The sequence below is a fragment of the Terriglobia bacterium genome (genome assembly GCA_036496425.1).
GTDB lineage: Bacteria > Acidobacteriota > Terriglobia > 20CM-2-55-15 > 20CM-2-55-15 > 20CM-2-55-15.
On sequence record DASXLG010000007.1, the window covers coordinates 1 to 25,684 of the forward strand.

Sequence of the window (25,684 nt, forward strand, 5' to 3'; positions counted from 1 at the left end):
GCAATCTGGGCAACAACCAGCGTCTTGCGCATACGCGACGAGCCCGCCCCTACACTTCCGCGCGAGCCGGACCGGTTTATCGCATCGCGGATTCCCAGCCGCGATATTTCCTGCAAAGGAACAAGGCCAAAAACGATCGCGGTGATGACGGAAATCGCCGCGGCGAACAACAGCACTCGCCAGTCGACTTGTATTTCTTGAATCCGGGGTACAGGAACGTAATGTGTGCCGATCGAGAGCAACGCGGAAGTGCCGATCCGAGCAATGACCAGCCCGAGCGCTCCGGCCGCGGAAGCAAGCAAGAGGCTTTCCGCAAGCAACTGGCCGATCAAATGACGCCGCCGGGCGCCGAGTGCGGCCCGGATAGCGATCTCGTGAGCCCGGCCCGACGAACGCGCCAGCATGAGATTCGCGACATTCGCACAAGCGATCAGCAGCACGAAGGCGACAGCACCCATCATGACAAATAAGGTCGCTCGAACTCCGCTGACCAGGTTCTCCTTTAGCGGCGCCGCCACGAATGTCCTCCGGTCATTGGAGTCGGGATAGGTATATGCAAGTTGCAAAGCCAGGGCCGCCAGCTTACTGTTCGCCGCTTGCAGTGAAACTCCCGGCGCCAGCCGGGCTACAAGACGATAATTGAAACCCGACCGGTTTTTATTTTCCGGCTCCGCGAAATCCGCCGACCAGACGTCCGTGTTCGCCGGATAGCGCATCTGACCCGGCATCACACCGACGATTTTGTACGACAGGTTCTCGATGAAAACGGAACGCCCCAGAGCTCCGGCTGCGCTGCCGAAATTCCGTTGCGCAAATGCGAGACTGACAATAGCGGATTGCCGGGAGTCGGCAGCCGTGAACAGCCGGCCCGCGATGGGAGGCACACCGAATACGCTGAAGAAATCCGGGTGCACACGCTGCGCGCCGACGAATTCCGCGTGATCGCCAAGCTGAACGCCCATTTCGCCGCCGGAGTAAAAAGCAATCTTTTGAAAGGCGCCGTCAAGTCTGCGGATATCGATTTCATCGCCGCCGGGAATCGAGTTTGGCATGACGCCCGTGTCCGTCCAGCGGATCTGTATTCTCACGATCCGCCCGGCGTCGGGATACGTCAATGGCTTCAAAACAACGCCGTTCAATACACTGAACATCGCCGTGTTGGCGCCGATACCGATCGCTAGAATCGCGATCACGGCTGCCGTAAACCCCGGCGAATTCGCGAGCGTGCGCAGCGCGTATCGAACGTCGCGCTTTAAATCAACGATCCAGCCCATGGCGCGCGCCTCGCGATGGAGCTCCTTCGCCTGTTCCGGACCGCCGAGCGCCAGCCTGGCCGCCCGCCGGGCCGCTTCCTGCGATAATCCGCGGCTTCGAAACTCGTCCTCCATCAAGGCAAGATGGGAAGCGATTTCACGGTTCAGCTCGGACTCTTGCCGTTTCGAACGGAAGGCATTCAGGAATCGGAGGAAGAAACGCCGCACCTCAGGCCTCGTCGGTCAGCAGCCTGTCGACAAGACCCGAGAGCCGCCGCCATTTTTCGGTTTCGTTGTGCAGCGCCCGGACTCCCGATTTCGTGATCGCGTAGTACTTCGCTTCGCGATTGTTCTCCGTCCGCTGCCAGGAGCTCTTGATCCAGCCGCGTTGCTCGAGCCTGACAAGCGCCGGATAGAGCGTGCCCTGATTGAGGACAAACCGGTGTTCCGCCAGTTGCTCCAGCCGCGAAGCGATCGCATAGGCATGCATCGGCCCCATGGTCTGAAGCGATCTCAGAACGATCAAATCCAGCGTCCCCTGCAGAAGCTCGACGGATTTGTCTTTACTTGGCATTCAAGTGATGAGCCCACTTTACCCTACTTCACTTTATTGTCAAGTGGAATCCTGCCTGCGCGGCCCGCGATCAATGTGGAGCGCCCATCCAGGCGCGGACGACGCTTCCGTATGTACCTGGAGCGGCAGGTTCCGGAACCCTTGCGCGCACACCGCTGATCCCGGTCCAGGGTTTATGGATGCGGTCGTAATCACTGATCGCGGCGGGTTCATCGGGCTCACGGTAGTCCATCCAGGTATCGTGAGCGGAGTGAAAAAGTTTCAGCAGATAGCGGGTTCCATCCCGCACCTGCAGGTCATTTTTTTCGGTACAGCCGTACTGACGGAACAGATCGACAAACTCGGCGGTCAGATCGAGTTCTCCCATCTCGAGCACGGGATAAAAGTTTTCGCGCAGAAAGCGGTACAGATACGGAGCATCATCCAGATAAATGCTGTAGCGTCCGTAGCCGGTCGGTATATACGCAAGGTGCGTCACGAGATAAGCGGTCTGCCGGAACGTTTGGTTTCTGGCGCCGTCCGGATAGGCCCTTGCGCCGGTCAGTGGATAGTGCGATAGAAAGCGCCACAGTTCGGATGGCAGGGCGGCCGCGCCAGCCGGCAGATTCAAACCAGGCACTGCTTGCGCATCGGTGAACTCGATGCTCCACATGACCATTCCCCAAAGGTCATCGTTGGTAACCGGCGCAGCATTCAGCTTCTGATGGTAGTCGTATCCCATCGCGCCGGCCAGAGAGCCGCAGGCGCGAAGAGCGGAGTTGGTGAATGCGGCCATCTTTGCAGTCCGGCTCGTTGAGGGGCCGAGTTGCTGCGCGAATGCCGAAAACTTCAGAAGACGTTCGGCATCGTCACAGCTTGCCGTCGCAGGCTCGCCGGCGAGGTAAGGCGCTGCAACGGAGTTTAGAGCTTTGGTTGCGGCTGCTCGCGCTTCTGCACGCAACTCCGGCATGTTGCCCGCCGCGTAAGCCGGATCGATCAACGATTCCACTGTATCGGTGTCGAGAGTGGCGGCAATATCCGGATGTGCGTCGAAAAATTGCGCGAGTTCGTCGAGGCCGCGCCGAACAGCGTGTTCCGCATCCGCGGCCTCGGCGGGAGACCATGCGGCCTGGCTCAGCGTCTGGTGGATGCGGCCGGGGGGACCCCATGTTTCCGGCAATTGGTCCGGTTGGAACATACACAACGGGCCTTCGCTTTGGAAACCCATCATGAAGAGAAGTGGGAAAAGAAGGATGACGCCGTAACGACCGGCCATCAAGGTATCGGCGCAAACGCGATCTTGAGTCCGACCCGATCGACGAGCCGCTTCCAGAGTGTGGACGGCGTCGAGTCGAAAGCGAAGCTCTCTCCGCGATCGAAGATGTACCAACTGCCGAGCTTCACCTCATTCTGCAACTGCGCAAAGCTCCAACCGCAGTAGCCGAGGTAGATGCGCAGATCTTCAGGCCCTTTTGACGTCTTGATCGCGGCTTCAAGACCGCGTTTGGTCTGGACGGCGTAGATATCCGCAGCGACCTGCATGCCGCCTGGTGGAGCAGTCGATGTTCGAACCAGAGCGGTGACGGAATCCAGTTCGACGGGTCCGCCCACATACAACGGATCGGAGCGGTTGCCCGTACCATCGAACTCATTCAGACGGGATAGCGGTACGCTCGCCGCATGATTCAGCATCAGCCCCACGACGCCGTCCGGGCCGTAGTGAAGCAGCAGAATCACGGATTCGGCAAAGTTGGGATCGGGCGCATCGCGCTCCATCACGAGCAATTTTCCCGCTGCAAGATCTTCCGTCTTCGTACTCTGGGCGAAAAGCGCGCCGCACAGCGCCATCGTGCAGAAGACCGCTTTCAGGAAAAGCCGGGATGTCCGTGACATATGTCAGGACTATATGAGAGAAGGGAAGGAACCACAAGAAGCACAAGAGGCACAAGAAGGGAAAGTATTGCAACATTGCATCATTGGAGGTTTATGCATTTCTAAATTTGAAATGCAGAAACTTCCAATGATGCAATGTTGCGATAGTCCCCTTTCCTTGCGCTTCTTGGGGTTCCTTCCCTTTTTTCGTCCAGTTATACTCCGCTGACTATGGAATATCGAAAACTGGGTCACACGGATATCAAAGTCAGCGTCATCGGGCTCGGTACGATGACCTTCGGCGAGCAGAATACCGAAGCCGAAGGCCACGAACAGATCGACTATGCGCTGGACCAGGGCGTGAATCTGCTCGACACCGCGGAGATGTACTCGGTGCCGCCGCACGAGGAAACCTACGGTTCAACCGAGCGCATCATCGGCACATGGTTCAAGAAAACCGGCAAGCGCGACAAGGTTGTGTTGTGCACGAAGGTGGCGGGTCCCACGCAGGTCCTGGGGTTGGATTACGTTCGCGGCGCTAACAATGTCCTCGATCGCAAGAATATTACGGCCGCGGTCGAAGCGAGTCTGCAGCGGCTGCAGACCGATTACATCGACCTCTATCAGCTGCATTGGCCGGACCGCAGCACGAATTTCTTCGGCCAGATGGGCTATCAGCATTTGGAAAACGAAAAGACGGTTCCCATCGAAGAAACTTTGGAAGTGATGACCGGCCTTGTGCGCTCGGGCAAAGTCCGTCATGTCGGTTTGTCGAACGAAACGCCGTGGGGCGTGCATCGCTTTCTGCAGGCTGCGGAACAGCGCGGCCTGGCGCGCGTGGCGAGCATTCAGAATCCATACAACCTGTTAAATCGCACTTTCGAGATTGGTTTGTCCGAAATGGCGATTCGCGAAAACGTGGGACTTCTGGCCTACTCGCCTCTCGCCTTCGGCATGCTGTCGGGCAAGTTTTTGAATGGCGCGCGGCCGCCCGAAGCGCGAGTGGTGCGCTGGAGCCGCTTTGCGCGCTACAACGGCGAGATTGCGGACCGGACATCGGCGGCTTACGTGGATATCGCGCGCCGGCATGAACTCGATCCCGCACAGATGGCGCTGGCTTTTGTGAATCGGCAGCGCTTCGTCTCCAGCAATCTGATCGGCGCCACCACGATGGCACAACTCAAAACCAATCTGGGAAGCGCTGCGGTCAAGCTGCGGCCGGAAGTGTTGGATGAAATCGAAGCGGTGCATCGGGCTCAGCCCAATCCCTGTCCGTGATCCGCCAGAGCGAGAACGAAAAGTAGCCGCAGATGACGCGGATGGCACAGATGGGCGCAATCACGTTCTGGCGCCCGCCAAATCGTCAGGAGCATATTGACTCCAGGAAGAATTTCAGTAAGTCTGAGGTGGGGAATTCCGTTGTGCTCCCTAATTGTGCGGAAGGATTCTCTCTCATTTGTTCCGGCTTGAGAAAACACGGACAGTATCGCGATGGGTTCCGGCGCTAGTGGTCCTGCTTGCCTCCCTCTTCATGGGTATGGCGGCTGGAGCGGACATGCCGGACACACTGACCCTCACCAACGGCGAGATCCTTATCGGAAAACTGGTGCGATCGGCCGGCGACTCGGTGACGTTTCACAGCGATGGAGCTGGAGACGTGACCATATCGTGGGCGAAGGTCAAAGACTTCACTTCCACACGCACATTCGCGGTAGTCCCCAAGGGTGTTCAGCTCCAGGGGAAACAGGTGGACGGCAAGATCCCGCGCGGTGCCATTCATGTAGCGGAGCAGCAGATTCAGATCACGTCCGGAGGCCAACCGCTCCAAACTGTTCCAACGACCGGTGCCGCATTTGTGGTGGATGACGACTCCTACCAGCGAGCGCTGCGTCCCCGCGGATTCAAGGAAGACTGGAAAGGCGCCGTCACCGGCGGCGTGGCGCTGGTGATCGCGACGCAAAAAAGCGAGACATACACGGCAGCTGCGCATCTGGTCCGGGCGATTCCCGCGGAGGACTGGCTGGAGGCGCGCAACCGCACGCTGATTAATTTCCTCGAGTCCTACGGCAAGATTCACCAACCCGACACGCCCGAAATCAAAACCGACATCTTTCGTTTCGACGCGGAGCGCGATGAGTACTTTTCATCGCGGCTCTATGGGCTGGGCCAGGCGGCATTCGATCACAACTTTTCAGAGGGTTTGACGCTGCAGCAGACGTACAGCGGTGGCGTCGGCTGGACCGCCGTTAAATCCGCCAGGGAGACGCTCGATTTCAAAGCATCCGGCAGTTACATCTCGCAAAACTTCACCGACGGGACGACCACGAACCTGGTCGGTTCGGTGTTCGGTGAAACGTTTCATCGGGACATCTCGCCGGGAGTCAAGTTTGACGAACAGATCACGGCGATTCCCGCGTGGAACAAGACCAGCGCTGTTTCGGCCAACGGCGGCGCCGGAATCACCGTTGCCCTGCATAAGAGCCTGAATCTGAATGTGAGCGCCCTGGACACGTTCCTGAATGACCCTCCGCCCGGATTCAAAAAGAACTCGTTCCAGTTCATTACCGGCGTCACGTACTCGCTGCCGTAGAGCGGTCTACCAAACTCTGATCGTTTCCCTTGTCGAGGCGGTTGCTTACGGGCTACTGCGGCGTGGCCATGTACCACATGTTGCCCCACGCATCGGTGACGCCGGCGCTGCGGTCACCGTAAGACTGGTTGGTGGGAGCGGAAAGCGACGTCGCGCCGGCGCGCAGCGCCTGCTGGTAGAGGGCGTCGCAATCCGGAACATACAGGTAGATCATCGACGGCGTCGCCTGCATCCACTCGTGATTGCCGGCTTCGCTCACTCCGATGACCGAATCGCCGATTCTCATCGACGCATACAAACCGTTCTCCGGCCATTCATACCGTTGAACTTCTTTTGCATCGAATGCCTGCTTCATGAATTCGATCAGCCGTGCCGCTCCCGCCGCGGCGAGACTTGCCGATAAGGCATGGCGGCCTTCCGGGATGTAGCTGTTTCCGCGGTGCGTTGAGATCACCCAGTCGTTGCCCGCCGGATCCTGCACGCAACCGAAGCGGACAGGTTCCCAGTGGGCATCGACCATCGGCTCCAGTTCCCTGCAGCCGGCTTCGATGGCTCGCTTGAACACTTCATCGGCATCCGGCACGTACAGCTGGAGCCCTCCCGGCATCGTGCGGCCGGAACCGACTCCAATCATCAACATTGAATCGCCGATCCGGAATTCGGCATGGAAGCGGTCCGGACCCATCGTCGTGCGTTCTGTCTCGACGGCTCCGAACACGTTCTTCAGGAAATCCGGATACCCCGGGTCCGCAAGAACCAGATACGGCGTAACGGTACGAAATCCCTCGCGAAACACGACTGTTTTTGTGCTCATCTGCGCTTTCCTTTCAAGATCTGCCCGGAGACCCGCCTTGAAAGCCGGCGACGGCAGCTCCCGCAAGTCTCGGGCCATCATCAGGAGTTCCATCAGTTCAGCGTCCGCCAGTTCAGCGTCAGCGGGCTCGGGCCTGGCATCAGGACTCGTAAGAATCCGGCTGATGGCCTGATCCAATCGATCGATGGACGGCTGTTTACTCATGGCTCACACCTACGCGCGCCCTCAGGCTTTCGAGCGCCCTGAACTGCAGCTGCTTGACCGCGCCTTCGGAGCGGCCGATCTCTGCGGCAATCTCTTTGATGCTTTTCTGCTCCACGAATCGTTTGAGAACAACGGACCGCTGGTCTTCGGGAAGACGCTCTACCAGTTGAAATAAGGTTGCGCGGCGCTCGATCTCCTGCCATCTGGAGCGATCGAGGTCGTCGGCAGCTTCGACATCGACGGTGGGCTTCAGTCTCCGTCCCCGGTCGGCGATCACATTTGCAGCAATCCGGTACAGCCACACCGCAAACGGCACCCCGCGCCACTCGAAGCGCGAGAGGTTTGCCAATGCGTGATGGAACACCTCCGAGGTGAGGTCCTCGGCCTCATGGCGGTCCTGTACGCGGCGAACGACGAATGCGTAAACGCGCTCGAAGTGGGTTTCGTACAAGTCGGCGAAGCGGCTCGGATCTTTCTGAGCGGCCTCGATCAGCAGCCGTTCTTGCTCCATCTTCTATATAAACGGGCGAGGCGGGCGGAAAGTCACGGACGGAAAATTATTCACATTCCGGAGCGATGTCGGTCACCGATGTAACGCTGATGCGTTCAAACTCGCTCTGCCGGATGATGTAACCCTTTACCAGAATCCGATGCCCCTCCAGGTCGTCCGGCGCGAATCCCCTTCCGAGGTATCCGAAGTCGGCGAGCCGGTACTCGCGCAGGCCGAGCAACTTGGTTTTTGCGGCGTCGATCTCATCTTTGGTTGAAATGTCCGGCATGGTTGCGCGCACCAGTTCGGCTGCGCTGGTTATCGTCCACGAGACCCGCCGGTAGGTCATACAGCCCACCGTCTGGACCAGGGCATATTGCGGAGGCGGCTGAATACCATTGCGGCCGAGAATCTGAACCTTGTCCAGATTGGCGAGCGTCAACTCGGTGTTGCCGGCCGGAAATCCGTTGGTCTTGAAGATATAACTAATGATGTCGACGTAAGTATTGTCGGGAAGCGGTTTCGTTTCCGGGGTTCGAAAACGGAGCGGCGGCATCTCGGTCTTGATCAGGTCGAACAGCGGCTTGACGCTGTAGTCATGCCAACGCTCCATGAAGTTGTCGCCCTTGAGCGCCGGCATCTCGCCCTTTCCGCCCAGATCCGCCTGGTGGCAGCCCCCGCAGTTGGCGGCATACAGTTTCTGGCCGCGCTCCGCCTGTTCGGCGGTGTATGCGCCTTGCCAGACGCTGGTTTTCTTTTGGGACTGCGCGGCGAGAGCCGAGGGGGAAATTAGCCACAAAAAGCACAAAAAGCACAAAAAGCCGGATGGCCCTTTGTACTTTTTGTGCCTTTTGTGGCTAATCTCTTTTACATCCATTAGGTCAGTAATGCAGTGATCTCCGCTTCGGGATTATATGACGACAGAGCGGATTCTGGCCGCCCTGTATTAACAATATTTAATGTTGGCGTCGTAGGGTGGCGCATAAAGTCCGTGTTAGGATGCACCTTTCAGGGCGGAATACTTGTACAATCAATCGACTGCGGCTGAGGAGCCTGAATGCAACAGGATACGAAAACGGTCTTACTGCCCAAGCCGAGGGGGTTCTGCGCCGGGGTTATTCGAGCCATCGATATTGTGGAAATCGCCCTGGAGCGGCTGGGCGCGCCGGTATATGTAAGAAAAGAAATCGTTCATAACCGGTTCGTCGTGGAAGATCTGGCCTCCCGCGGAGCCATTTTTGTGGATTCGCTTACCGAAGTGCCGGACGGCGCCGTAACGATCTTCAGCGCCCACGGTGTGGCGCCCGACGTTCGCGAGGACGCAGTCCGCAGAAAACTGCGCGTGATCGACGCCACCTGTCCCCTGGTCACGAAAGTCCATATCGAAGTGGTGCGGTATGCGCAGGAGGGTTACAGCATCGTTCTGATCGGTCACCACAATCACGACGAAGTCGTTGGAACATACGGCGAGGCTCCGGATCACATCCACATCGTATCGACGGTTGAAGATGTGGATGCCCTCCAGGTCGTCGACCGGAATCGCATTATCTATGCGACTCAGACCACGCTCAGCCTCGATGACACGCAATCCATCGTCGATCGTCTAAAAGAAAGATTCCCTTCGATCATTTCTCCAGCAAGCTCCGATATCTGTTATGCAACGCAGAATCGGCAAATCGCCGTAAAAACACTGGCCGCAGAAGCCGATCTCATTCTCGTCGTCGGTTCCGAAAACAGCTCCAATTCGAACAGACTTGTCGAGGTTGCCCGCGGTAAAGACGCGGTCGCGCACCTCATCGGGAGTGCCCGTGATATCCGCCTCGAGTGGCTCGAGCGCTGTACTACCGTTGGTGTGACTGCCGGAGCGTCTACACCGGAAATCCTGGTTCAGGAAGTCGTCCAGGAACTGCGCGAACTGGGTTTCACAAATACGCGAGAGCTGGATCTCATCGAAGAAAACGTGCATTTTCCTCTACCAGCTCCGTTGGAAAAATTCGAACGGGTCAATTTTTAGCAAACTAAATGTCACAGAATCTCGAACTCGAGACACAATCTCTGTTTGATGAATCGCTCGACCGGGCGGCTTCGTTTCTCCTTGATCTGCAACACGAAGACGGCTACTGGCTGGGCGAACTCGAAGCTGACACGACGCTCGAATCGGACTACATCTTCTACCTGCACGTTATCGGAAAATTCGATGCCGGCCGCGTCCGGAAGCTGGCGGAGTACATCCGGCGGCGGCAATTAAGCGACGGCGGCTGGAATATCTTCAGCGGCGGCCCGTCCGAGGTGAACGCCACCGTCAAGGCGTATTTCGCTCTCAAACTTGCAGGGGACTCCCCCGACGCATCCCACATGGTTCACGCGCGCCGGCGCGTCCGCGAACTCGGGGGGCTCGAACACACCAATTCGTTTACACGGCTTTATCTCGCTCTCGGCGGTGTGGTCGGCTGGGAGATGGTTCCGGCGATACCGCCCGAGTTGATGTTTCTTCCGAACTGGGCCTACATCAACATCTATGAGATGTCCTCATGGACCCGCGCGATTGTGGTCCCGCTGACGATCCTGTACGCGCGCAAACCCTGCTGGCCGGTGCCGCAGAGCGCGCACCTGGACGAGTTATTCAAAGACAAGTCCAAAGCCGCGGCAGCATTCGCGATGCGGCCGGAAATCAGCTGGCGCAATGCGTTCCTGGGACTCGACCGCGCCTTGAAGGTTTACGAACACAGCCCGTGGAAGCCCGGACGCGAACGCGCCGTGAAACGGGCGGCGGACTGGATGCTCGAGCATCTGGAGCGCTCGGAAGGACTGGCGGCGATCTATCCGGCGATGATGAATTCCATCTTCGCGCTGATGGCTCTCGGCCGTTCGCCGTCACACCCCGCGACGGCGGAACAGATTCGCGAATTCAGCCGTTTTGAAATCGACGAAGCCGGAACCATCCGGCTGCAACCGTGCCTCTCGCCCGTCTGGGATACCGCCATCGCGGCATTCACGCTGATGGAATCCGGAACGCAGTGCAACAACGCGCTGACGAAAGCGGCGGACTGGCTCCTGGAAAAACAGATCCTCGGCGCGGGCGACTGGCAGATCAAGAATCGCGACGCGGCTCCCGGGGGATGGGCCTTCGAATTCCGCAATGACTTCTATCCCGACGTGGACGATACCGCATTCGTCCTGATGGCGCTGCAACACATTCCCTACCCCGACCGGAAGAGGATGGACCAGTCGATTGAACTGGGAACCAAGTGGCTCGTCAGCATGCAGAATCGCGACGGCGGCTGGGGAGCGTTCGACCGTGACAACGATCGATCGATCCTGAATCACATACCGTTCGCCGACCACAACGCCATGCTCGATCCGTCTTCTCCCGACGTCACCGCGCGAGCGGTTGAATGTCTGGGCCGCTTCGGCTGGACGATGTCGGATGACAGAATTCAGCGGGCGGTCGACTATCTGTTGCGCGAGCAATATCCCGGCGGGCCCTGGTATGGCCGCTGGGGCGTCAATTATGTTTACGGTACCAGCGGCGTATTGCGCGCGCTCGCGGAAGTCGGATTGAAAGATCATCCGGCCATGGTCAAAGCGGCGGAGTGGCTGAAATCCGTGCAGAATACGGACGGCGGTTTCGGAGAATCGTGCAGTTCGTACGACGATCCATCGTTGATGGCGCGCGGTGAAAGCACGGCATCGCAAACCGCATGGGGGCTGCTGGGACTACTGACTGTCTATGGAGCAAATGATCCGGCCGTGCAGTCTGCGGCCGCTTACCTGACGGAGCATCAGAACCGCCAGGGTTCATGGGATGAACAGCCGTTCACGGGGACAGGATTCCCGAAAGTGTTCTATTTGAAGTATCACTTGTATCGGCATTACTTTCCGATGTTCGCTCTGGCCCGATACAATCAATCCTCGAGGGTGGTGTAGTGAGATTTCCATTAAGCATGACTGCAAGCATGTCGAAGTACATCGCGGGTAAACGCCTGCGCGGTGCGGACAAATTTCCCCTGGTGATGATGCTCGAGCCGCTGCACGCGTGTAACCTGACGTGCACGGGCTGCGGACGCATCCGGGAGTACGCGGACACAATCAAAGAAAAGTTGTCCGTTCAACAATGCCTCGACGCGGCCGAAGAATGCGGGGCGCCCATCGTCTCGATCTGCGGCGGCGAGCCCATGATCTATCCCGAACTGGGAACGCTGGTCGACGAACTACTGGACCGCAAGAAGCACATCTATCTCTGCACGCACGGCATGTTCCTGCGCAAGCGCCTGCATGAATTCAAGCCATCGTCGCGGCTTTTTTTCAATGTGCATCTGGATGGGCTCGAAAAAACTCACGATCTCTGCGTCGAACGCGACGGCGTGTTCAAGCAGGCCATCGAGGGGATCAAAGCAGCGAAAGACGCCGGCTTTCTGGTTTGCACGAATACGACAATCTTCAAAGAAACCGACCTGAACGAAATCCGCCAGCTTTTCGAATACCTCAGCGAACTCCGGGTGGACGGATTCATGGTTTCGCCCGCTTACTCATACGCCGCGGTGCAGTCCAAAGATATCTTCATGTCACGCCAGGACATCCGCGAGAAATTCCGGCTGGTGCGCGAGCTTCTGGGAGAGTTTCAGCTGATGACCTCGCCGATCTACCTGGAGTTCCTCTCCGGCGAAAGAGACATGATGTGCACAGCATGGGGCAATCCGACCTACAACCCTCGCGGTTGGAAGGGCCCCTGCTATTTGATGACGGACGCCCATCACAAGACGTTCAAGGACCTGATCGAAAAAACCCCCTGGGAAAATTACGGACATGGACGTGATCCCCGGTGCGCTGATTGCATGGTGCATGCCGGCTACGAGCCCTCCGCGGTGCTGGGAGCGAATCGTAAGCTCGGAGACAGCTGGAAGCTGTTGAAGTGGCAGCTGTCGAGTCCTGCAAAACCGCGGCCGCGGAGCGTCACTGCCTGATGACGACACTCGTCACCGGTGCGACTGGATTTGTCGGATTGCACCTGACGCGCCTTCTCACCGGGAAGACGACGGGCATTCGTGTGCTTGTGCGGCCCTCGAGCCAGCGCCGTTTTATCCAGGAACTTCCGGTCGAGTTCGTTGAAGGAGATCTGCGCGACCGGGCGTCGCTCGAAAACGCTCTTAAAGGTGTGAAGCGCGTCTTTCACGTGGCTGCCGATTACCGGCTGTGGTCCAGGAATCCGGACGAGCTATACGAGAGCAACGTTCAAGGCACACGGAACCTGGTCGAAGCCTCCCGCGGCGCAGGAGTTGAACGTTTTGTTTATACCAGCACGGTGGGCACGATCGCGGTTCCCCATTGGCACGGGTTACCCGATGAAAGGACCATGGCAACGCTGAGCGACATGATCGGCCATTACAAGAAGTCCAAACTGCTGGCCGAACTGGAAGTGCTCGAAGCTTCAGCCCGGGGATTTCCGGCTGTGATCGTCAATCCCACCACTCCGGTCGGGCCATGCGACTGGAAACCGACGCCCAGCGGCCGCATCGTTCTGGATTTTTTAAACGGACAGATGCCGGCATATGTCGACACCGGTATGAATTTTGTCGCCGTCGAAGACGTCGCCGCCGGACATTGGCTGGCCGCCGAACGGGGACGCATCGGGCAAAGATATATCCTCGGCTGCCGCAACCTGACGTTGAAACAGGTTCTGGATTCGCTGGCTGCCGCCACGCAGCGAAGCGCGCCCCGAATCCGGATGCCCCATGCCGTGGCGCTCGCGGCGGGATACGCGGAAAGCATTTTCTGTTCGATCACCGGGCGCGAACCGCGGATCCCGCTCGAGGGTGTGCGGATGGCCCGTCACAAGATGTTCGTGGATAGCTCGCTGGCTGTCCGCGAACTCGGTTTTGCGCCGGGCAGCGTCGATGCCGCCCTCGAACGGGCTGCACGCTGGTACATGGAGAATAACTATATCGCCAGGGCGAAGTCCGCATGAGAGCCGTAATCACCTTTGCGGTTCAATCGGAGACGGGAAATTGGAGAGTGGCTCCCCGCTATCGCGAAAATATTCACATCATAAGGACCGGAATTGGGATGCGCGGGCCGCAGGATGAACTGCAGCAGGCATTGTCCGGTCCAATCGATTTTTGTATCGCTTCAGGTCTGGCGGGCAGCTTGAAACTTCAATACCCGGTAGGTTCGGTCCTGGTGGCAAGAGGAATTAAATCTGAGGGCAGTCCCACGATCGTGCCATGCGATGGAGGTCTTGTGGATGCCGCTGTGCGCAGTGGCGCGACGGCCGTCAATTTTTTTTACACGTCTTCGGCGATTGCGAACGCTGAAGCCGAACGCACGAAGCTGGCAGGCGTGGCGGACGCTGTGGATATGGAAAGTTACCATGTCCTGTCGGCGGCCCGGCATGCCGGTGTGGCGGCTGTCGCGGTACGCGTCGTTTCCGACTCTCCGGATCGAAAACTTCCACTGGATTTTTCACGGACCGTCACGCGTGACGGTCAAATCGCCTGGCGTCGAATGATCGGCGAAATCATAAGACACCCCGGCCGGCTGCCTGCTTTTGTACGATTCGGTATTGACAGTTCGGAAGCAATCCGTAACCTATCGACGTTCCTTGATCGATACATAAATTTCCTGATGATGAACAAAATCAGCGTCCCTGCCCGCGTGGAACACTCCACCAGATGAACACTGAAGTTCAAACACATACGCGCTCGAATCCATCCGGTATTCCGGCCGAAATGCGCGCGGGCGTGTATCGCGGGAACCAGCGTGTCGGCATGGAACGCGTTCCGGTGCCGGAGATTCAGGCCGGTGAAATCCTGATCCGTGTGGCGGCATGTGGAATATGCGGCACGGACGTCAAGAAAGTGCGGCACGATCTGGTAAAGCCCCCGCAGATTCTGGGCCATGAGATCGCAGGAACCGTCGTCGAAGCCGGCGCCGGCGTGGATCGCTGGTCGGCAGGCGATCGGGTCGTCAGCTTCCACCACATCCCTTGCGGCCATTGCTTCTACTGCGAGCGCCAATTGTTCTCGCAATGCGCTCAGTACAAGAACACCGGCGTCACGGCGGGATTCACGCCCAATGGAGGCGGCTTCGCCGAGTACGTTCGGGTCATGCCTCACATCGTCAATGGCGGAGTGGTTGCGATCCCGGACGACGTCACTTTCGAACAGGCGACCTTCGTCGAGCCTGTGAATACCTGTCTCAAGGCCGTTCGCAAAGCCCGGATTGCAGCGGGCGAAGTGGTGTTCGTGATCGGTCAGGGGCCGGTTGGCTTACTGCTGGCATTCCTGGCCCGCGCGGCGGGAGCAACCGTATTCACTAGTGATCCGCTCGGGTTTCGCCGGACAATGAGCATGCATTTCGGTGCAGAGGCTGCATTGGATCCGGCAGCCGGCGATGCCGCGGAGGAAATCCGAAGCCGCCGGCACGGGATCGGCGCCGATGCCGTACTTCTGGCGGTCCCTGACGCCAGGCTCGTTCCCGTGGCCTTGAATATCGCCCGGCCCGGCGGGCGCGTGCTGCTGTTTGCGCAGAACGACCCCGTAACACAGATTCAGTTTCCCGCGGCCGCCGTGGGTGTGGAAGAAAAGGAAATCCTTGGCAGCTACAGCGCGGCGGTCGATTGCCAGGAGGAGTCGGCTCGAATCGTTTTCGAGAATCGAACCCGGCTTCATGAACTTATTTCCCATCGGTTTGCGCTGGACGACATCGATAAGGCATTTGCGATGGCTTCTCATCCTGCGGACAATTCTCTAAAGTTGGTGATTTTGCCGTGAACCCACAGCGCAACGGGCACATGATGGCAGCCGTCCTGCATGGCCCAGAAGATCTTAAAGTTCAGCAGGTCGAGATTCCCAAAGTCGGCGCCGGGGACCTGCTGGTCCAGGTGAAGGTGGCTTTAACCTGCGGAACCGACTTCAAAGTCTGGAAGCAGGGATACCACCCCCGGATGATTGTGCCGCCCGCGATCTTCGGCCACGAATTGGCCGGTGTCGTGGCGGAGGCCGGCGAAGCCGTCCGTTACAAGTACCCGTTGGGAATGCGCGTGGTCGCCGGAAATTCCGCGCCCTGCAATGAGTGCTTTTTCTGCAAGAAGGACAAGGCCAATCTCTGTGAAGATCTGGTTTTCAACAATGGCGCTTATGCGGAATACGCCCTGATCCCCGCGCGCATCGTCCGCGAAAACCTGGTCGAGATACCGGCGCACCTGGGTTTCATTGCCGCAGCCCTGGTTGAGCCGCTCGCTTGCGTGCTCCGCGCCGTGGAGGAAACCGGAGTTCAGCCGGGCGATACCACCGCCGTGATCGGTTGCGGTCCGATCGGATTGCAGTTCATCCGCGTGCTTAGCAGCCGCGGCGCACGCGTCATTGCGATCGGCAAGCGCGGCAGCCAGCTCCGGGTTGCGGAACGGCTGGGCGCAGCGGCCACCTGCGATGTCTCGCAGACCGCGGACGTTGTGGCTGCAGTGCGTGACCTGACTCACGGCCGCTACGGCGCCGATTCCGTCATCGAAGCGGTCGGTTCGCCGCTGACCTGGCAATGGGCCGTACAGCTGGCGCGATGCGGCGGTACGGTCAACCTGTTCGGCGGATGTCCGCGCGGTACCAGGGTCGAATTTGAATCTTCGGCCATCCACTATTCCGAGATCACGATCAAATCCAGCTTCCACCATACGCCGCGCTTCATCCGCGAAGCTCTCGATCTGATCGCGCGCGGGGATGTCGACGCAAAGGATTTCGTGACGGGCGAGGTTCCTCTAACCGAACTGCCGCAGGTATTCGAACACATGAAAAACCGCAACGGGCAGCTCAAGGTTGCCGTCATGCCCTGACATGCAACTACCACCGGATTTTGAAATCGCCCGCAACCTGCCCCCTCCCGGCTCATCGCTCGAACGCTCACAGGAATACACCCGCCGGCTCGCGAAAAATCACTATGAAAATTTCACCGTCGCCAGCGGACTGCTGCCGCGCCAGCTCCGGCAGCACTTCTACAACGTCTACGCTTATTGCCGCTGGTCCGACGATCTGGCCGATGAAGTTTCAAATCCGCAGCTGGCGCTGGAATTGCTGGACTGGTGGGATAGCGAGCTGCGGCAATGTTATGCGGGTTCGCCTGGGCACGCGGTTTTCGTGGCGCTTCGTCACACGATCCAGTCGTTCGATATCCCGATGCAGCCGTTCTCGCATCTGCTCGCGGCCTTTCGGCAGGATCAACGCGTGCACCGGTATCCCACCTGGGAAGCCGTCATGGGTTATTGCCGCTACTCGGCGAATCCGGTCGGCCGGCTCGTCCTTTACCTGGGCGGCTATCGCGATCAGGACCGCCAGACCCTGTCCGATTTCACCTGCACAGCTCTGCAGCTGGCGAATTTCTGGCAGGACGTCTCGCGTGATCTGGATAAGGACCGGATCTACATTCCGCTCGACGTCCTGGCAAAGTACGGCTGGAGTGAGGCTGATTTATTCAAGCGACAGTTCGACGATCGCTACGCGGCTCTCATGCATGAACTGGTTGCCCGTACCCGCGCTCTGTTCGAACAAGGGCTTCCTCTGATCGAAAAGGTCGAACCGGCGCTTCGCGTGGATATCGAATTATTCAGCCGCGGAGGACTCTCCGTGCTTGACGCGATCGAAGCGATTGGCTACAACACTCTGCAAAACCGGCCGTCGCTGAGCGGCATGGCCAAGCTTCGGTTATTGAGTCAAACCTATGCCAAACGATACAGAATTGGCAGCCTCATACGAGCACTGTCGCAACCTCGCATGGGCCGCAGCGCGTAACTTCTATTACGGCTTCGCCCTGCTTCCTCCAGCCAAGCGTGACGCGTTGTGCGCTCTTTATTCATTCATGCGGCGGGCGGACGACATCTCCGATTCCGAAGGCAACACCCAGGAAAAAGGCCAGGGCCTGAAAGCCTGGCGATACGCGCTCGACGAAGCCCTGCGCGGCAATTACAACGGCAGCAAACTGCTGCCGGCCTTTCATCACACCGTCGAGCGCTACAGGATTCCCGCGGACTATTTTCACGATCTGATGTCGGGCGCGGAAATGGACCTCTCGGTCCGCAGCTACGAGACATTCGAGGATCTCAGCCGTTACTGCTACTGCGTCGCCGGTACCGTCGGTTTGTGCTGCATCCACGTTTTTGAATTTCAGGATCCGAAGGCACTTCAACTTGCTCCCAAACTGGGCATTGCCTTTCAGCTGACGAATATCCTGCGCGATGTTGCCGAAGACTACACGATGGGCCGCATCTATCTTCCGCAGGAAGATCTGCGCCGGTTTGCCTGCAGCGACCGGGATTTGTCGGACAAGGTGGCGAGCCCTGCGTTCGTCCAGTTGATGCGCTTTCAGGCGGACCGCGCCTGGCGTCTGTACGACGAGGGCTCCGAGTTGCTGGGTCTCGTCAACAGCGACAGCCGCGCCGCCCTCTGGACGCTGATGCGGATCTACAGCGGCATCCTCGCGAAGATCGAAGCGATCCATTATGACGTGCTCGCGAAGCCGCATCCGGGGCTGTCCCGTTTCGAGAAAGCCTGGATCATGCTCCGCGCCGGCGCGGGTCTCTGGAAACCCGGACTGTGCCCGAGACAAACGTAGCCGTCATCGGCGGGGGACTCTCCGGTCTTGCAGCCTCGATCACCCTGGCCGAAGCCGACTGCCGCGTTTCCCTGATCGAACGATCGCCGCGATTGGGCGGGCGCGCCACTTCATACGTTCTTCCAGACGACACCCCCATCGATAACTGCCAGCACGTCACGCTGCGCTGCTGCACCAATCTCGAAGACTTCTACCGGCGGGCCGGCGTTGCCGGCAAAATCCGGTTCCACGATACGTTAATTTTTGCCGACTCCAGCGGCCGCCGCGCCCGGATGCGTCCCGCAAACCTTCCGGCGCCGTTCCACTTATTGTGGTCCTTCGCGGCGTTCCCTCTTCTGACATGGCGTGACAAACACGCCATCGGTCACGCGATGCTTCGCATCACCTTGAGCGGAGGCAGGCCAAAACTGCCTTCATCGATCAGCATGCTGGACTGGCTCAAGAGCCAGAGACAGACCCGCGGAGCGATCGACCGGTTCTGGCGCACGGTGCTGGTCAGCGCACTGAACGAAGAACTTGATCAAACGGATGCTCAGTTCGGCATTGATGTTTTCTGGAAAGCATTTCTATCGAACAGCGTTGGATTCATGATGGGGGTGCCGTCCGTGCCGCTCGCCGAACTCTATTCCATATGCGGGAAACGCATCCGCCAGGCCGGAGGAGAAGTTCGAACCCGCTGCGGGGCCACAGACATCCGCGTTGCGGGAGGCCGTGTGACCGGCGTCCAACTGGACAACGGCGAGATGCTTCGGGCGGACTATTACCTGTCGTGCGTGACATTCGACCGGCTGCTGAAACTCATCCCGGAGGACCTGCGCGCGGATCCCACGTTCTCGAATTTGCGTCACCTTGACGTGTCCCCCATAACCGGCGTACATTTGTGGTTCGACCGCCAGGTGATGACGGAGCCTTTCCTGACATCCGTAGACCAGACCATCCAATGGATCTTCAACAAGCAGGCGGGTGAGTATCTTCAGATCGTGATCAGCGCTTCGCGGAATCTCTCCGGGATGCCGCAGGCGGAGATCGCGGAACTATGCATCAGGGAGACGGCGGCATTACTACCGCGCATTCGCGAGGCAAAACTCGTGCGCTCCGTCGTCGTACGGGAGAACGCCGCGACATTTTCGCCGCAGCCCGGCTGCGATGAGTGGCGGCCATCGACGCAAACATCAATTCCGAATTTATTTCTGGCCGGCGACTGGACACGCACCGGCTGGCCCGCGACGATGGAAGGCGCCGTCCGCAGCGGATATCTCGCGGCGGAGGCAGTGCTGAAGAGCGAAGGGAGGACCGTAACACTAGTCAAACCGGACCTGCCCGTGACAGGTTTCTCGCGCTGGTTCGCGCGCCGTGAATGAGTTGGCGAGGCTGACATTCTCCGCCTTTGCAAGGCGGGGTGCCCGAGCGATTAAAGGTTAGAACGCTCGGGCAGGCGCGAAGCGGGAGCCCGATAGGGCGAAGCAGTAATAGCGGTTATCAAGGAACCGGCCAGCGCACCTGATTTGTTGATCGAAGTTACTAACCGCCCCGTCTGCGCCGCTAAGGAACGGGAGCATTTTTTTGATGGCGCAGCCACCCCGCCTTGAAAAGGCGGGGTGTGTTGCTCTTTTGAGCTCCCCGCCTGAGTTAGGCGGGGATGCCCTCGCGTAGCGAGGGCTGGGGCGGTCTGTTCTAAGTCCGCGCGTAGCGCGCTCCTTATAGATTTCCGCGCAGCGCATCGATTTCCGGATTTATTACTCCTTGCTACAATACCCCCGTGACCGCCTTCGACATCCTGGCTCCCGCGATTGCCGTCGGCGGGACCGCCGCCTGGGGAGCCTTCCATCCCCGATCGCAGCTATTCGGGCCAGTCATTCGAAGCGCGGGAGACGCTTGCGCCCTGACGTTCGACGATGGCCCTAACCCTCGCGTAACACCCCGGCTCCTGGCCCTGCTCGAAAAATATCGCGTACCGGCGACATTTTTTGTACTGGGGAAATATGCCAGTGAGCATCATGGCATCATGGCGGAAATCGCGGCCCGCAATCACCTCATCGGAAACCACACCTATACGCACCCGAGCCTTGTATTCTTCAGCCGCCGGCGTATCGTCGAGGAGCTTAAACGCTGCGATGACGCCGTCATACGGGCGACGGGGAAAACTACGGTCTGCGTCCGGCCTCCCTTCGGGTTCCGTGGCCCGCAATTCTTCGGGGCCGCCCGTGCTGCAGGCTTTTCGCAGATTGTGATGTGGTCGGTCAACGGCCACGATTGGAATCCCCAGGCCGCTTCCAGTACGCGGCGGAGGCTCGAAAAAGTCGGCTCGGGCGATATTGTTCTGCTTCACGATGGCGACCACCGCACGTCTAACCCAGATCGGGCCCATATGCTCGACGCTCTGGAATTCTGGATCCCGCGCTGGAAAGACGCCGGCATCCGGTTCACAACAGGGGCCCCCGTTACCGGGCATGTTAAAATGCCGTGAGTGTAATGGCATCTGATGGCATCCAATGGCTGCTAGGACTTCCAAGACAATCTGGCTACTCCTGTTGATCGCGGTAATCGCCGTGCTGGTGTTCGTTGCGGCAGCCAGACCGGGAAGGGACCGGCCGGTCCGCGTCGCCGTGACTCACGCGGTCCGGCGGGATCTGAATTCCTGGACGGCCGGCAACGGAAAAATCGAGCCGGTCGATCCACACGTCATTCAGTCAGAACTCACGACGAGAATCGACCGTATGGACATCACCGAGGGCCGCAGCGTGACGGCCGGCGAGACGCTGCTCGTGCTGGACGCGACAGATGCTAAAAGCGAGCTGGCTCGTACGAAGGAACAACTCCTTACCGCCCAGGAAGAACAGAAAACAGCTCTGCAGGGCGGATCCAGCGATGAACTCGCGCAGATCGACAACGATCTTCTGAAAACAAATTCCGATGTCGCGCGGCTCTCCCACGAGCAGGATACTCTTCAGCGCCTGTACGCAAACAAGGCGGCCACACGCCAGGAGATCGATCAGAACCGGATCGCCATGGACAAGGCCAAGGCCGATAACCAGCTGTTGGAGGAAAAGAAAAGAGCCATCGCCGAGCGCTCGAAAACGCAGGCGCAACGGGCGGCGCTCAAAATCGACGAGGCCCGGGAATCGATCCAGTCGCTCGAACAGAAAATCAATTCCGCGCGGGTGGCCGCCCCGGTATCAGGCACGATTTATACCTTATCTGCGAAAGCCGGGACTTTCGTCCATACCGGCGATACGCTGGCCGAAATGGCCGATCTCCGGCGCCTCCGGGCCCGTGCTTTCATCGATGAACCGGAACTCGGCTCACTCAAGGAAGGTCAGACCGTCGAAATTACTTGGGATGCTTTACCGGCCCGCATCTGGACCGGCGCTGTCGAACAGTTGCCGAAAACCATTGTTTCCCGTGGTTCCAGAAATGTGGGAGAAGTTCTCTGTTCGATCAATAACGACGAGGCTCCGCTGTTGCCGAACACCAACATCAACGTGCGAATCCGCACCGCGAAACGCGACAACGTCCTGACGCTTCCGCGGGCAGCCATTCGAAGCGACGGAAACCGACGTTTTGTGTTCGTTATCGCCGATGGGCATCTGCAAAAGCGTGAAGTAACGGTCGGTATCTCCGACCCGGCTATTTATGAAATTTTAAGCGGAATTGCCGAAGAAGACGCCGTCGCGCTACAGTCTGATACGGACTTAAGAGAAGGAGAGCCCGTTACGGGATACGAAAAATGACGATGCTGGCCGCCTTGCTCCTTTCCTTAACGCTGTCGCAGGAGCCTATTCCTGCCGCGCGGGCAGACTTCGATGCCGGTAACTATAAGGCCGCGCTAACCACATTGACTGCTTCTCTGGGACACGCTCCAAACGATCCCATCCTGCACTACTGGATCGCCCGGACCGATTACGAGATGCGCAACTATGACGAAGCCGTCAACCACGCTGAAACAGCGGTAAGGCTTGCACCACAAAACGCGGAATACAACCGCTGGCTGGGACGCGCATACGGCGCCAAGGCGGAAGAGAGCCACAGTTTTTTCCTGGCCCGCAAGGTCAAGCAGGCATTCGAAGCCGCCGTCAGACTGGCGCCCCTCAACATCGCAGCCCGGCGGGATTTGATGCAGTATTGCGTGGAAGCCCCATGGATTGTCGGCGGGGATAAAGACAAAGCCAAGCAGCAGATCGAGGCCATAACTGCGATTGACCCCGTTGAAGGCCGGCTAGCGCGCGCGGCCTATCTGACGGCGGAAAAGCAGTGGAAAACGGCGGAAAACGAGTACGTCGCGATGCTGGACCAGCATCCCGCTCACATCGACCCTTATATGGAAGCGGCCGGATTCTTTGCCGATCGCAAGAACACGACCGCGCTGGAACGAACCGTCGAAGCGGCTTCGCGTGTGGATGCGCGGGATCCGCGGGTCGGCTACTATCGCGCAGTGACCTTTATTTTGAAAGGAACGGACCGGCCCGCCGCCGAAAAGCTGCTGCAATCCTACATTGCATCCGTGCCCGAAAAGAGCGACTATCCGTCACACAAATCAGCCACTGAATGGCTGGCCCGTATCAGCCATTAACGGACCCAAGCTTCTGTTATGAAAAACATTCGATGCCTGATACTGGTTGCGGCCTGCATTGCAGGTCTGCTTCTGCCGTCGATGCCTGCCCTGAGCCAGGACCTTCAACCGATCGCGCTGAAAGACGCCGTGAACACCGCCCTGCGAAACAGCCGCGAAGTGGCGCTCGCGCAAGCCAGATACAATCAGTCGGCGAGGGCCGTCGATGTCAACCGTTCCGCATTTCAGCCGAATCTGTTCACCGGCTCCGGCGCGGCATTCAACTACGGCTTTCCGCAGACCCCCGGCGGCGCCCCTCCAACGATCCTCAATCTCTCTTACATCCAGAGCCTGTTCAATCCCCCGCAGCGCGCGCAGGTTCGCGCTTCGCAGGAACGTCAGGAAGTCCAGCGCCTGGAACTGGAAAAGACGCAGAACTCTGTCGCCCTGCAGACCAGTTCCGCCTATCTGGAATTGGCCAAGGTCCGTCACTCTCTGGAGCTGATGCGCAACGAGCGGGAAAGCAATACTCGGATCATCGGCTATACGCAGCAGCGCGTTACTGAAGGTTACGAACTTCCTATCGAAGGCAAAAAGGCGGAGCGGGCGGCCGCCGTGACAGAGCAGCGGATCCGTCAACTCGAAAGCCGCGAAAGCGAACTCCAGGAACAGCTCGCGGCCGCGATGGGACTTCCGCCGGCGCGGCACATCGAAGTCATGACCGAGCCTCTGGCTTTACAAACTTCGGATCGCAAGAGCGACGTGGTGGATCGTGCAGTCGAAAGCAGCCTCGACCTGCGGGAGAGCGAATACGAGCGCCGCGCCCGGGAACACATCGTCAACGGGCAGAACGGCGCCAAATGGCCTACGGTGGATATCATCGGCGAATATGGGCGGTTCGCCCCTTACAACAATCTTCAGGACTATTACCGCCAGTTTCAGGAGAATAACGTTACCGTCGGCATTCAAATCAAAATCCCTCTGATCAGTGCCCAGCGTTCGTCGAATGTCGCGATGGCGAAAAGCGAACTCAACACGGCTGAAATGGAGTTAAGGAACCGCCGTCAGAATGTTGAACTCGAAGCCGCCCGCCAGTTTAACCGTGTGCGCGTGCTCGAGTCCGCGCGTGAAGTGGCGCGTCTGGATCATGAAATCGCGCAGGACAACTTACAGGTGATTCAGGCCAATTTCCAGGAAGGCCGCGCCAATCTTCGGGATGTCGAGCGGGCCAGGAACGAGGAAAGCGAGAAATGGGTGACATTTCTCGATGGCGACTTCGACTGGCAGAAAGCCCAGCTGGAACTGCTGAACATCACGGGTGAACTGGGCAGGATCTACCAATAAAGTCAGCTCCTGGCGCGCGGCAGCGTCGCTCTCGCCATGGCCGCTTCCGGCTCCTTCATTCTCATCCGGTTCATAGCGATCTTATTGATATGGCATTCCGAACACGTGTTCTCGAAGGTATGGCAGGTAAAGCAACCCCGCAGGTCAAGTTTCGCCGGTGTGGCGTGTGAACCGCCCTTCCACAACGCCAGCGGATTATGGCTGCGCGGCAGTTCGTTGTGACAATCACTGCAGTATGAGGCCCTGTGGCACACCGTGCAGGTGGTCCGGTCCATAGCGGCGTACTGGCCGTGCAGGTCGTCTTTCCAGCGCGACGTATGGCTCGCCGGCTTCATCGCCTGATGACAGGAATCGCATTGCACGGCTCCCATGGCTGAACTCTGCACGTGCTGATGGCACACAAAGCACGTCGCCCCTGGAGCTGCAGCCTCCTCTTCATGATGCAGCCGGAACGCTTCGGTGTGGAAGTCCGGCTTCACATTCCTCGTATGGCTGTTCGGCACGGCGGCATTGAGCGAAGCAGTGTCCTGATGGCACGTCTTGCAGTTGGACATCCTGGACTCGCTCGGCACCCGGGCGGTGTCGTGGCACTGCACGCAGTCGATCATTTTAGGCAGGGTCAGATTCGCAATACTGGTGCTGTTGGGGATCGCGTAATGACACGTCGTGCAATTCAGGTTGAACTGGTCTTTGACCCTGAAGTGAGTGACGTGGGCGAAATTGATATCCACATATTTGCCTGTCGTGGTCTGATGCGGGCCGGCGAAGCGCCTCGCTTCGGTAAAGCTTGGATTCTCGATTTCTTCGGGCGTATGGCAACCGCGGCAACCTTCGGCCGAAAGCGCGGACGTAAGCTGTGGTTTGATGCCGGGCTTGGAGTGGCATGCCGCGCACTGGTCGTGGTTGGGGAACATCGCGAACTTACCCTCGGCATCGAATTTATGACAAAACGTGCAGTCGGCGCGGAAGCCGGTTTTAGTGTCGATTCTCGCCTGGGAATCCACATGCTGGTTGTGCGAAAACTCGAACAGAATCGTACGTGAACCTTTATAACGAGGGAACGGGAGAAGATCGTCCGATCCCGTGGGCGGAAACGCGGTATGACACTGGGCACAGATCTTCGGGTTCAGATCCTTGTCGAAGGCCTCGCTGTGGCAGGTCATGCATTGATCGTGTCCCGGCCGCTGCAGCACCAGCGATCCCTCTTTTTCCGCGACGTGACAGAAACTGCATTCCAGGTTCCCGTCAAATTGCTTCTTGTGGAAGGCGTGAATGAAGAAGCCGGCGCCATCGGCCGGCGCGGCCAGAGCAGGAGAAGGAGCAGCGGGGTTTTGCGCACCGCGCACAAACACCGCACCCGCCGCAAGCGGCAGCATAAGAAGGAAGCATGACAGGATTCGGATTATTCTGATTTTCATG

General features: G+C 58.7%; 24 protein-coding genes. 16 read left to right on the forward strand and 8 right to left on the reverse strand.

What is annotated here, in order from left to right:
- From VGK48_00195 to VGK48_00210, 4 genes are all read right to left on the reverse strand, one after another.
- Positions 1–1,481 (reverse strand): ABC transporter permease (locus VGK48_00195; GenBank protein ID HEY2379571.1); only part of this gene is annotated, 1,481 nt, incomplete at its 3' end.
- Between the two features lies 1 nt (position 1,482).
- Entirely contained in the window at positions 1,483–1,827 is a 345-nt protein-coding gene (locus VGK48_00200; GenBank protein ID HEY2379572.1) for a PadR family transcriptional regulator, read from the reverse strand.
- A gap of 70 nt (positions 1,828–1,897) precedes the next feature.
- Positions 1,898–3,004, reverse strand: a complete 1,107-nt coding sequence (locus tag VGK48_00205) for a hypothetical protein (protein ID HEY2379573.1) — start codon at positions 3,002–3,004, stop codon at positions 1,898–1,900.
- 77 nt (positions 3,005–3,081) lie between these two features.
- Positions 3,082–3,699: a YqgE/AlgH family protein gene (locus tag VGK48_00210; GenBank protein HEY2379574.1), complete on the reverse strand. Its 618-nt coding sequence runs from the start codon at positions 3,697–3,699 to the stop codon at positions 3,082–3,084.
- Between the two features lie 210 nt (positions 3,700–3,909).
- Here VGK48_00210 and VGK48_00215 point away from each other — a divergent pair, with 210 nt between their 5' ends.
- Positions 3,910–4,956 carry an NADP(H)-dependent aldo-keto reductase gene (locus VGK48_00215; GenBank protein ID HEY2379575.1) on the forward strand — a complete coding sequence of 349 codons (1,047 nt, stop codon included), beginning with the start codon at positions 3,910–3,912 and terminating at the stop codon, positions 4,954–4,956.
- 277 nt (positions 4,957–5,233) lie between these two features.
- The gene (locus VGK48_00220; protein HEY2379576.1) at positions 5,234–6,268 is read left to right on the forward strand and encodes a DUF481 domain-containing protein; all 1,035 of its coding nucleotides are present in this window, start codon (positions 5,234–5,236) and stop codon (positions 6,266–6,268) included.
- Between the two features lie 52 nt (positions 6,269–6,320).
- Here the strand turns inward: VGK48_00220 and VGK48_00225 are convergent, their stop codons facing one another.
- From VGK48_00225 to VGK48_00235, 3 genes are read right to left on the reverse strand one after another with little or no spacing between them, the layout of a single operon-like run.
- Positions 6,321–7,286, reverse strand: a complete 966-nt coding sequence (locus VGK48_00225) for a VOC family protein (protein HEY2379577.1) — start codon at positions 7,284–7,286, stop codon at positions 6,321–6,323.
- Positions 7,279–7,797 carry a sigma-70 family RNA polymerase sigma factor gene (locus VGK48_00230; GenBank protein ID HEY2379578.1) on the reverse strand — a complete coding sequence of 173 codons (519 nt, stop codon included), beginning with the start codon at positions 7,795–7,797 and terminating at the stop codon, positions 7,279–7,281. The genes VGK48_00225 and VGK48_00230 overlap by 8 nt, the downstream gene beginning before the upstream one ends.
- 46 nt (positions 7,798–7,843) lie before the next feature.
- Positions 7,844–8,575, reverse strand: coding sequence for a c-type cytochrome (locus VGK48_00235; protein HEY2379579.1), 732 nt, complete (start codon positions 8,573–8,575; stop codon positions 7,844–7,846).
- A gap of 258 nt (positions 8,576–8,833) precedes the next feature.
- Here VGK48_00235 and VGK48_00240 point away from each other — a divergent pair, with 258 nt between their 5' ends.
- From VGK48_00240 to VGK48_00305, 14 genes are all read left to right on the forward strand, one after another.
- Entirely contained in the window at positions 8,834–9,790 is a 957-nt protein-coding gene (locus VGK48_00240) for a 4-hydroxy-3-methylbut-2-enyl diphosphate reductase (protein HEY2379580.1), read from the forward strand.
- An 8-nt stretch (positions 9,791–9,798) separates the two neighbouring features.
- Entirely contained in the window at positions 9,799–11,703 is a 1,905-nt protein-coding gene (gene shc / locus VGK48_00245) for a squalene--hopene cyclase (protein ID HEY2379581.1), read from the forward strand.
- Positions 11,703–12,740 (forward strand): adenosyl-hopene transferase HpnH, encoded by a 1,038-nt coding sequence (hpnH, locus tag VGK48_00250; GenBank protein HEY2379582.1) that lies wholly within the window; start codon positions 11,703–11,705, stop codon positions 12,738–12,740. The genes shc and hpnH overlap by 1 nt, the downstream gene beginning before the upstream one ends.
- Positions 12,740–13,741 (forward strand): hopanoid-associated sugar epimerase, encoded by a 1,002-nt coding sequence (gene hpnA / locus VGK48_00255; GenBank protein ID HEY2379583.1) that lies wholly within the window; start codon positions 12,740–12,742, stop codon positions 13,739–13,741. Before hpnH ends, hpnA begins: the two co-directional genes overlap by 1 nt.
- Complete coding sequence (locus VGK48_00260; GenBank protein ID HEY2379584.1) at positions 13,738–14,448, forward strand: hypothetical protein; 711 nt, start codon at positions 13,738–13,740, stop codon at positions 14,446–14,448. Before hpnA ends, VGK48_00260 begins: the two co-directional genes overlap by 4 nt.
- Positions 14,445–15,545 (forward strand): alcohol dehydrogenase catalytic domain-containing protein, encoded by a 1,101-nt coding sequence (locus tag VGK48_00265; GenBank protein HEY2379585.1) that lies wholly within the window; start codon positions 14,445–14,447, stop codon positions 15,543–15,545. Before VGK48_00260 ends, VGK48_00265 begins: the two co-directional genes overlap by 4 nt.
- A complete protein-coding gene (locus VGK48_00270) occupies positions 15,542–16,600 on the forward strand; it encodes a zinc-binding dehydrogenase (protein HEY2379586.1) in 1,059 nt (352 codons plus the stop codon). Before VGK48_00265 ends, VGK48_00270 begins: the two co-directional genes overlap by 4 nt.
- Before the next feature lies 1 nt (position 16,601).
- Positions 16,602–17,552 (forward strand): squalene synthase HpnC, encoded by a 951-nt coding sequence (gene hpnC, locus VGK48_00275; protein HEY2379587.1) that lies wholly within the window; start codon positions 16,602–16,604, stop codon positions 17,550–17,552.
- A complete protein-coding gene (locus VGK48_00280) occupies positions 17,482–18,372 on the forward strand; it encodes a phytoene/squalene synthase family protein (protein HEY2379588.1) in 891 nt (296 codons plus the stop codon). The genes hpnC and VGK48_00280 overlap by 71 nt, the downstream gene beginning before the upstream one ends.
- A complete protein-coding gene (gene hpnE, locus VGK48_00285; GenBank protein HEY2379589.1) occupies positions 18,354–19,733 on the forward strand; it encodes a hydroxysqualene dehydroxylase HpnE in 1,380 nt (459 codons plus the stop codon). The genes VGK48_00280 and hpnE overlap by 19 nt, the downstream gene beginning before the upstream one ends.
- A 398-nt stretch (positions 19,734–20,131) precedes the next feature.
- Positions 20,132–20,839, forward strand: coding sequence for a polysaccharide deacetylase family protein (locus VGK48_00290; protein HEY2379590.1), 708 nt, complete (start codon positions 20,132–20,134; stop codon positions 20,837–20,839).
- A gap of 25 nt (positions 20,840–20,864) precedes the next feature.
- A complete protein-coding gene (locus VGK48_00295) occupies positions 20,865–22,103 on the forward strand; it encodes an efflux RND transporter periplasmic adaptor subunit (GenBank protein ID HEY2379591.1) in 1,239 nt (412 codons plus the stop codon).
- On the forward strand, positions 22,100–22,942 hold the full coding sequence (locus VGK48_00300) for a tetratricopeptide repeat protein (protein HEY2379592.1): 843 nt from the start codon (positions 22,100–22,102) through the stop codon (positions 22,940–22,942). The genes VGK48_00295 and VGK48_00300 overlap by 4 nt, the downstream gene beginning before the upstream one ends.
- A gap of 18 nt (positions 22,943–22,960) precedes the next feature.
- Positions 22,961–24,265, forward strand: coding sequence for a TolC family protein (locus VGK48_00305; protein ID HEY2379593.1), 1,305 nt, complete (start codon positions 22,961–22,963; stop codon positions 24,263–24,265).
- Positions 24,266–24,267: 2 nt separating this feature from the next.
- Here VGK48_00305 and VGK48_00310 read toward each other — a convergent pair whose 3' ends face one another.
- A complete protein-coding gene (locus tag VGK48_00310) occupies positions 24,268–25,683 on the reverse strand; it encodes a cytochrome c3 family protein (GenBank protein HEY2379594.1) in 1,416 nt (471 codons plus the stop codon).
- Between the last annotated feature and the right edge of the window lies 1 nt (position 25,684).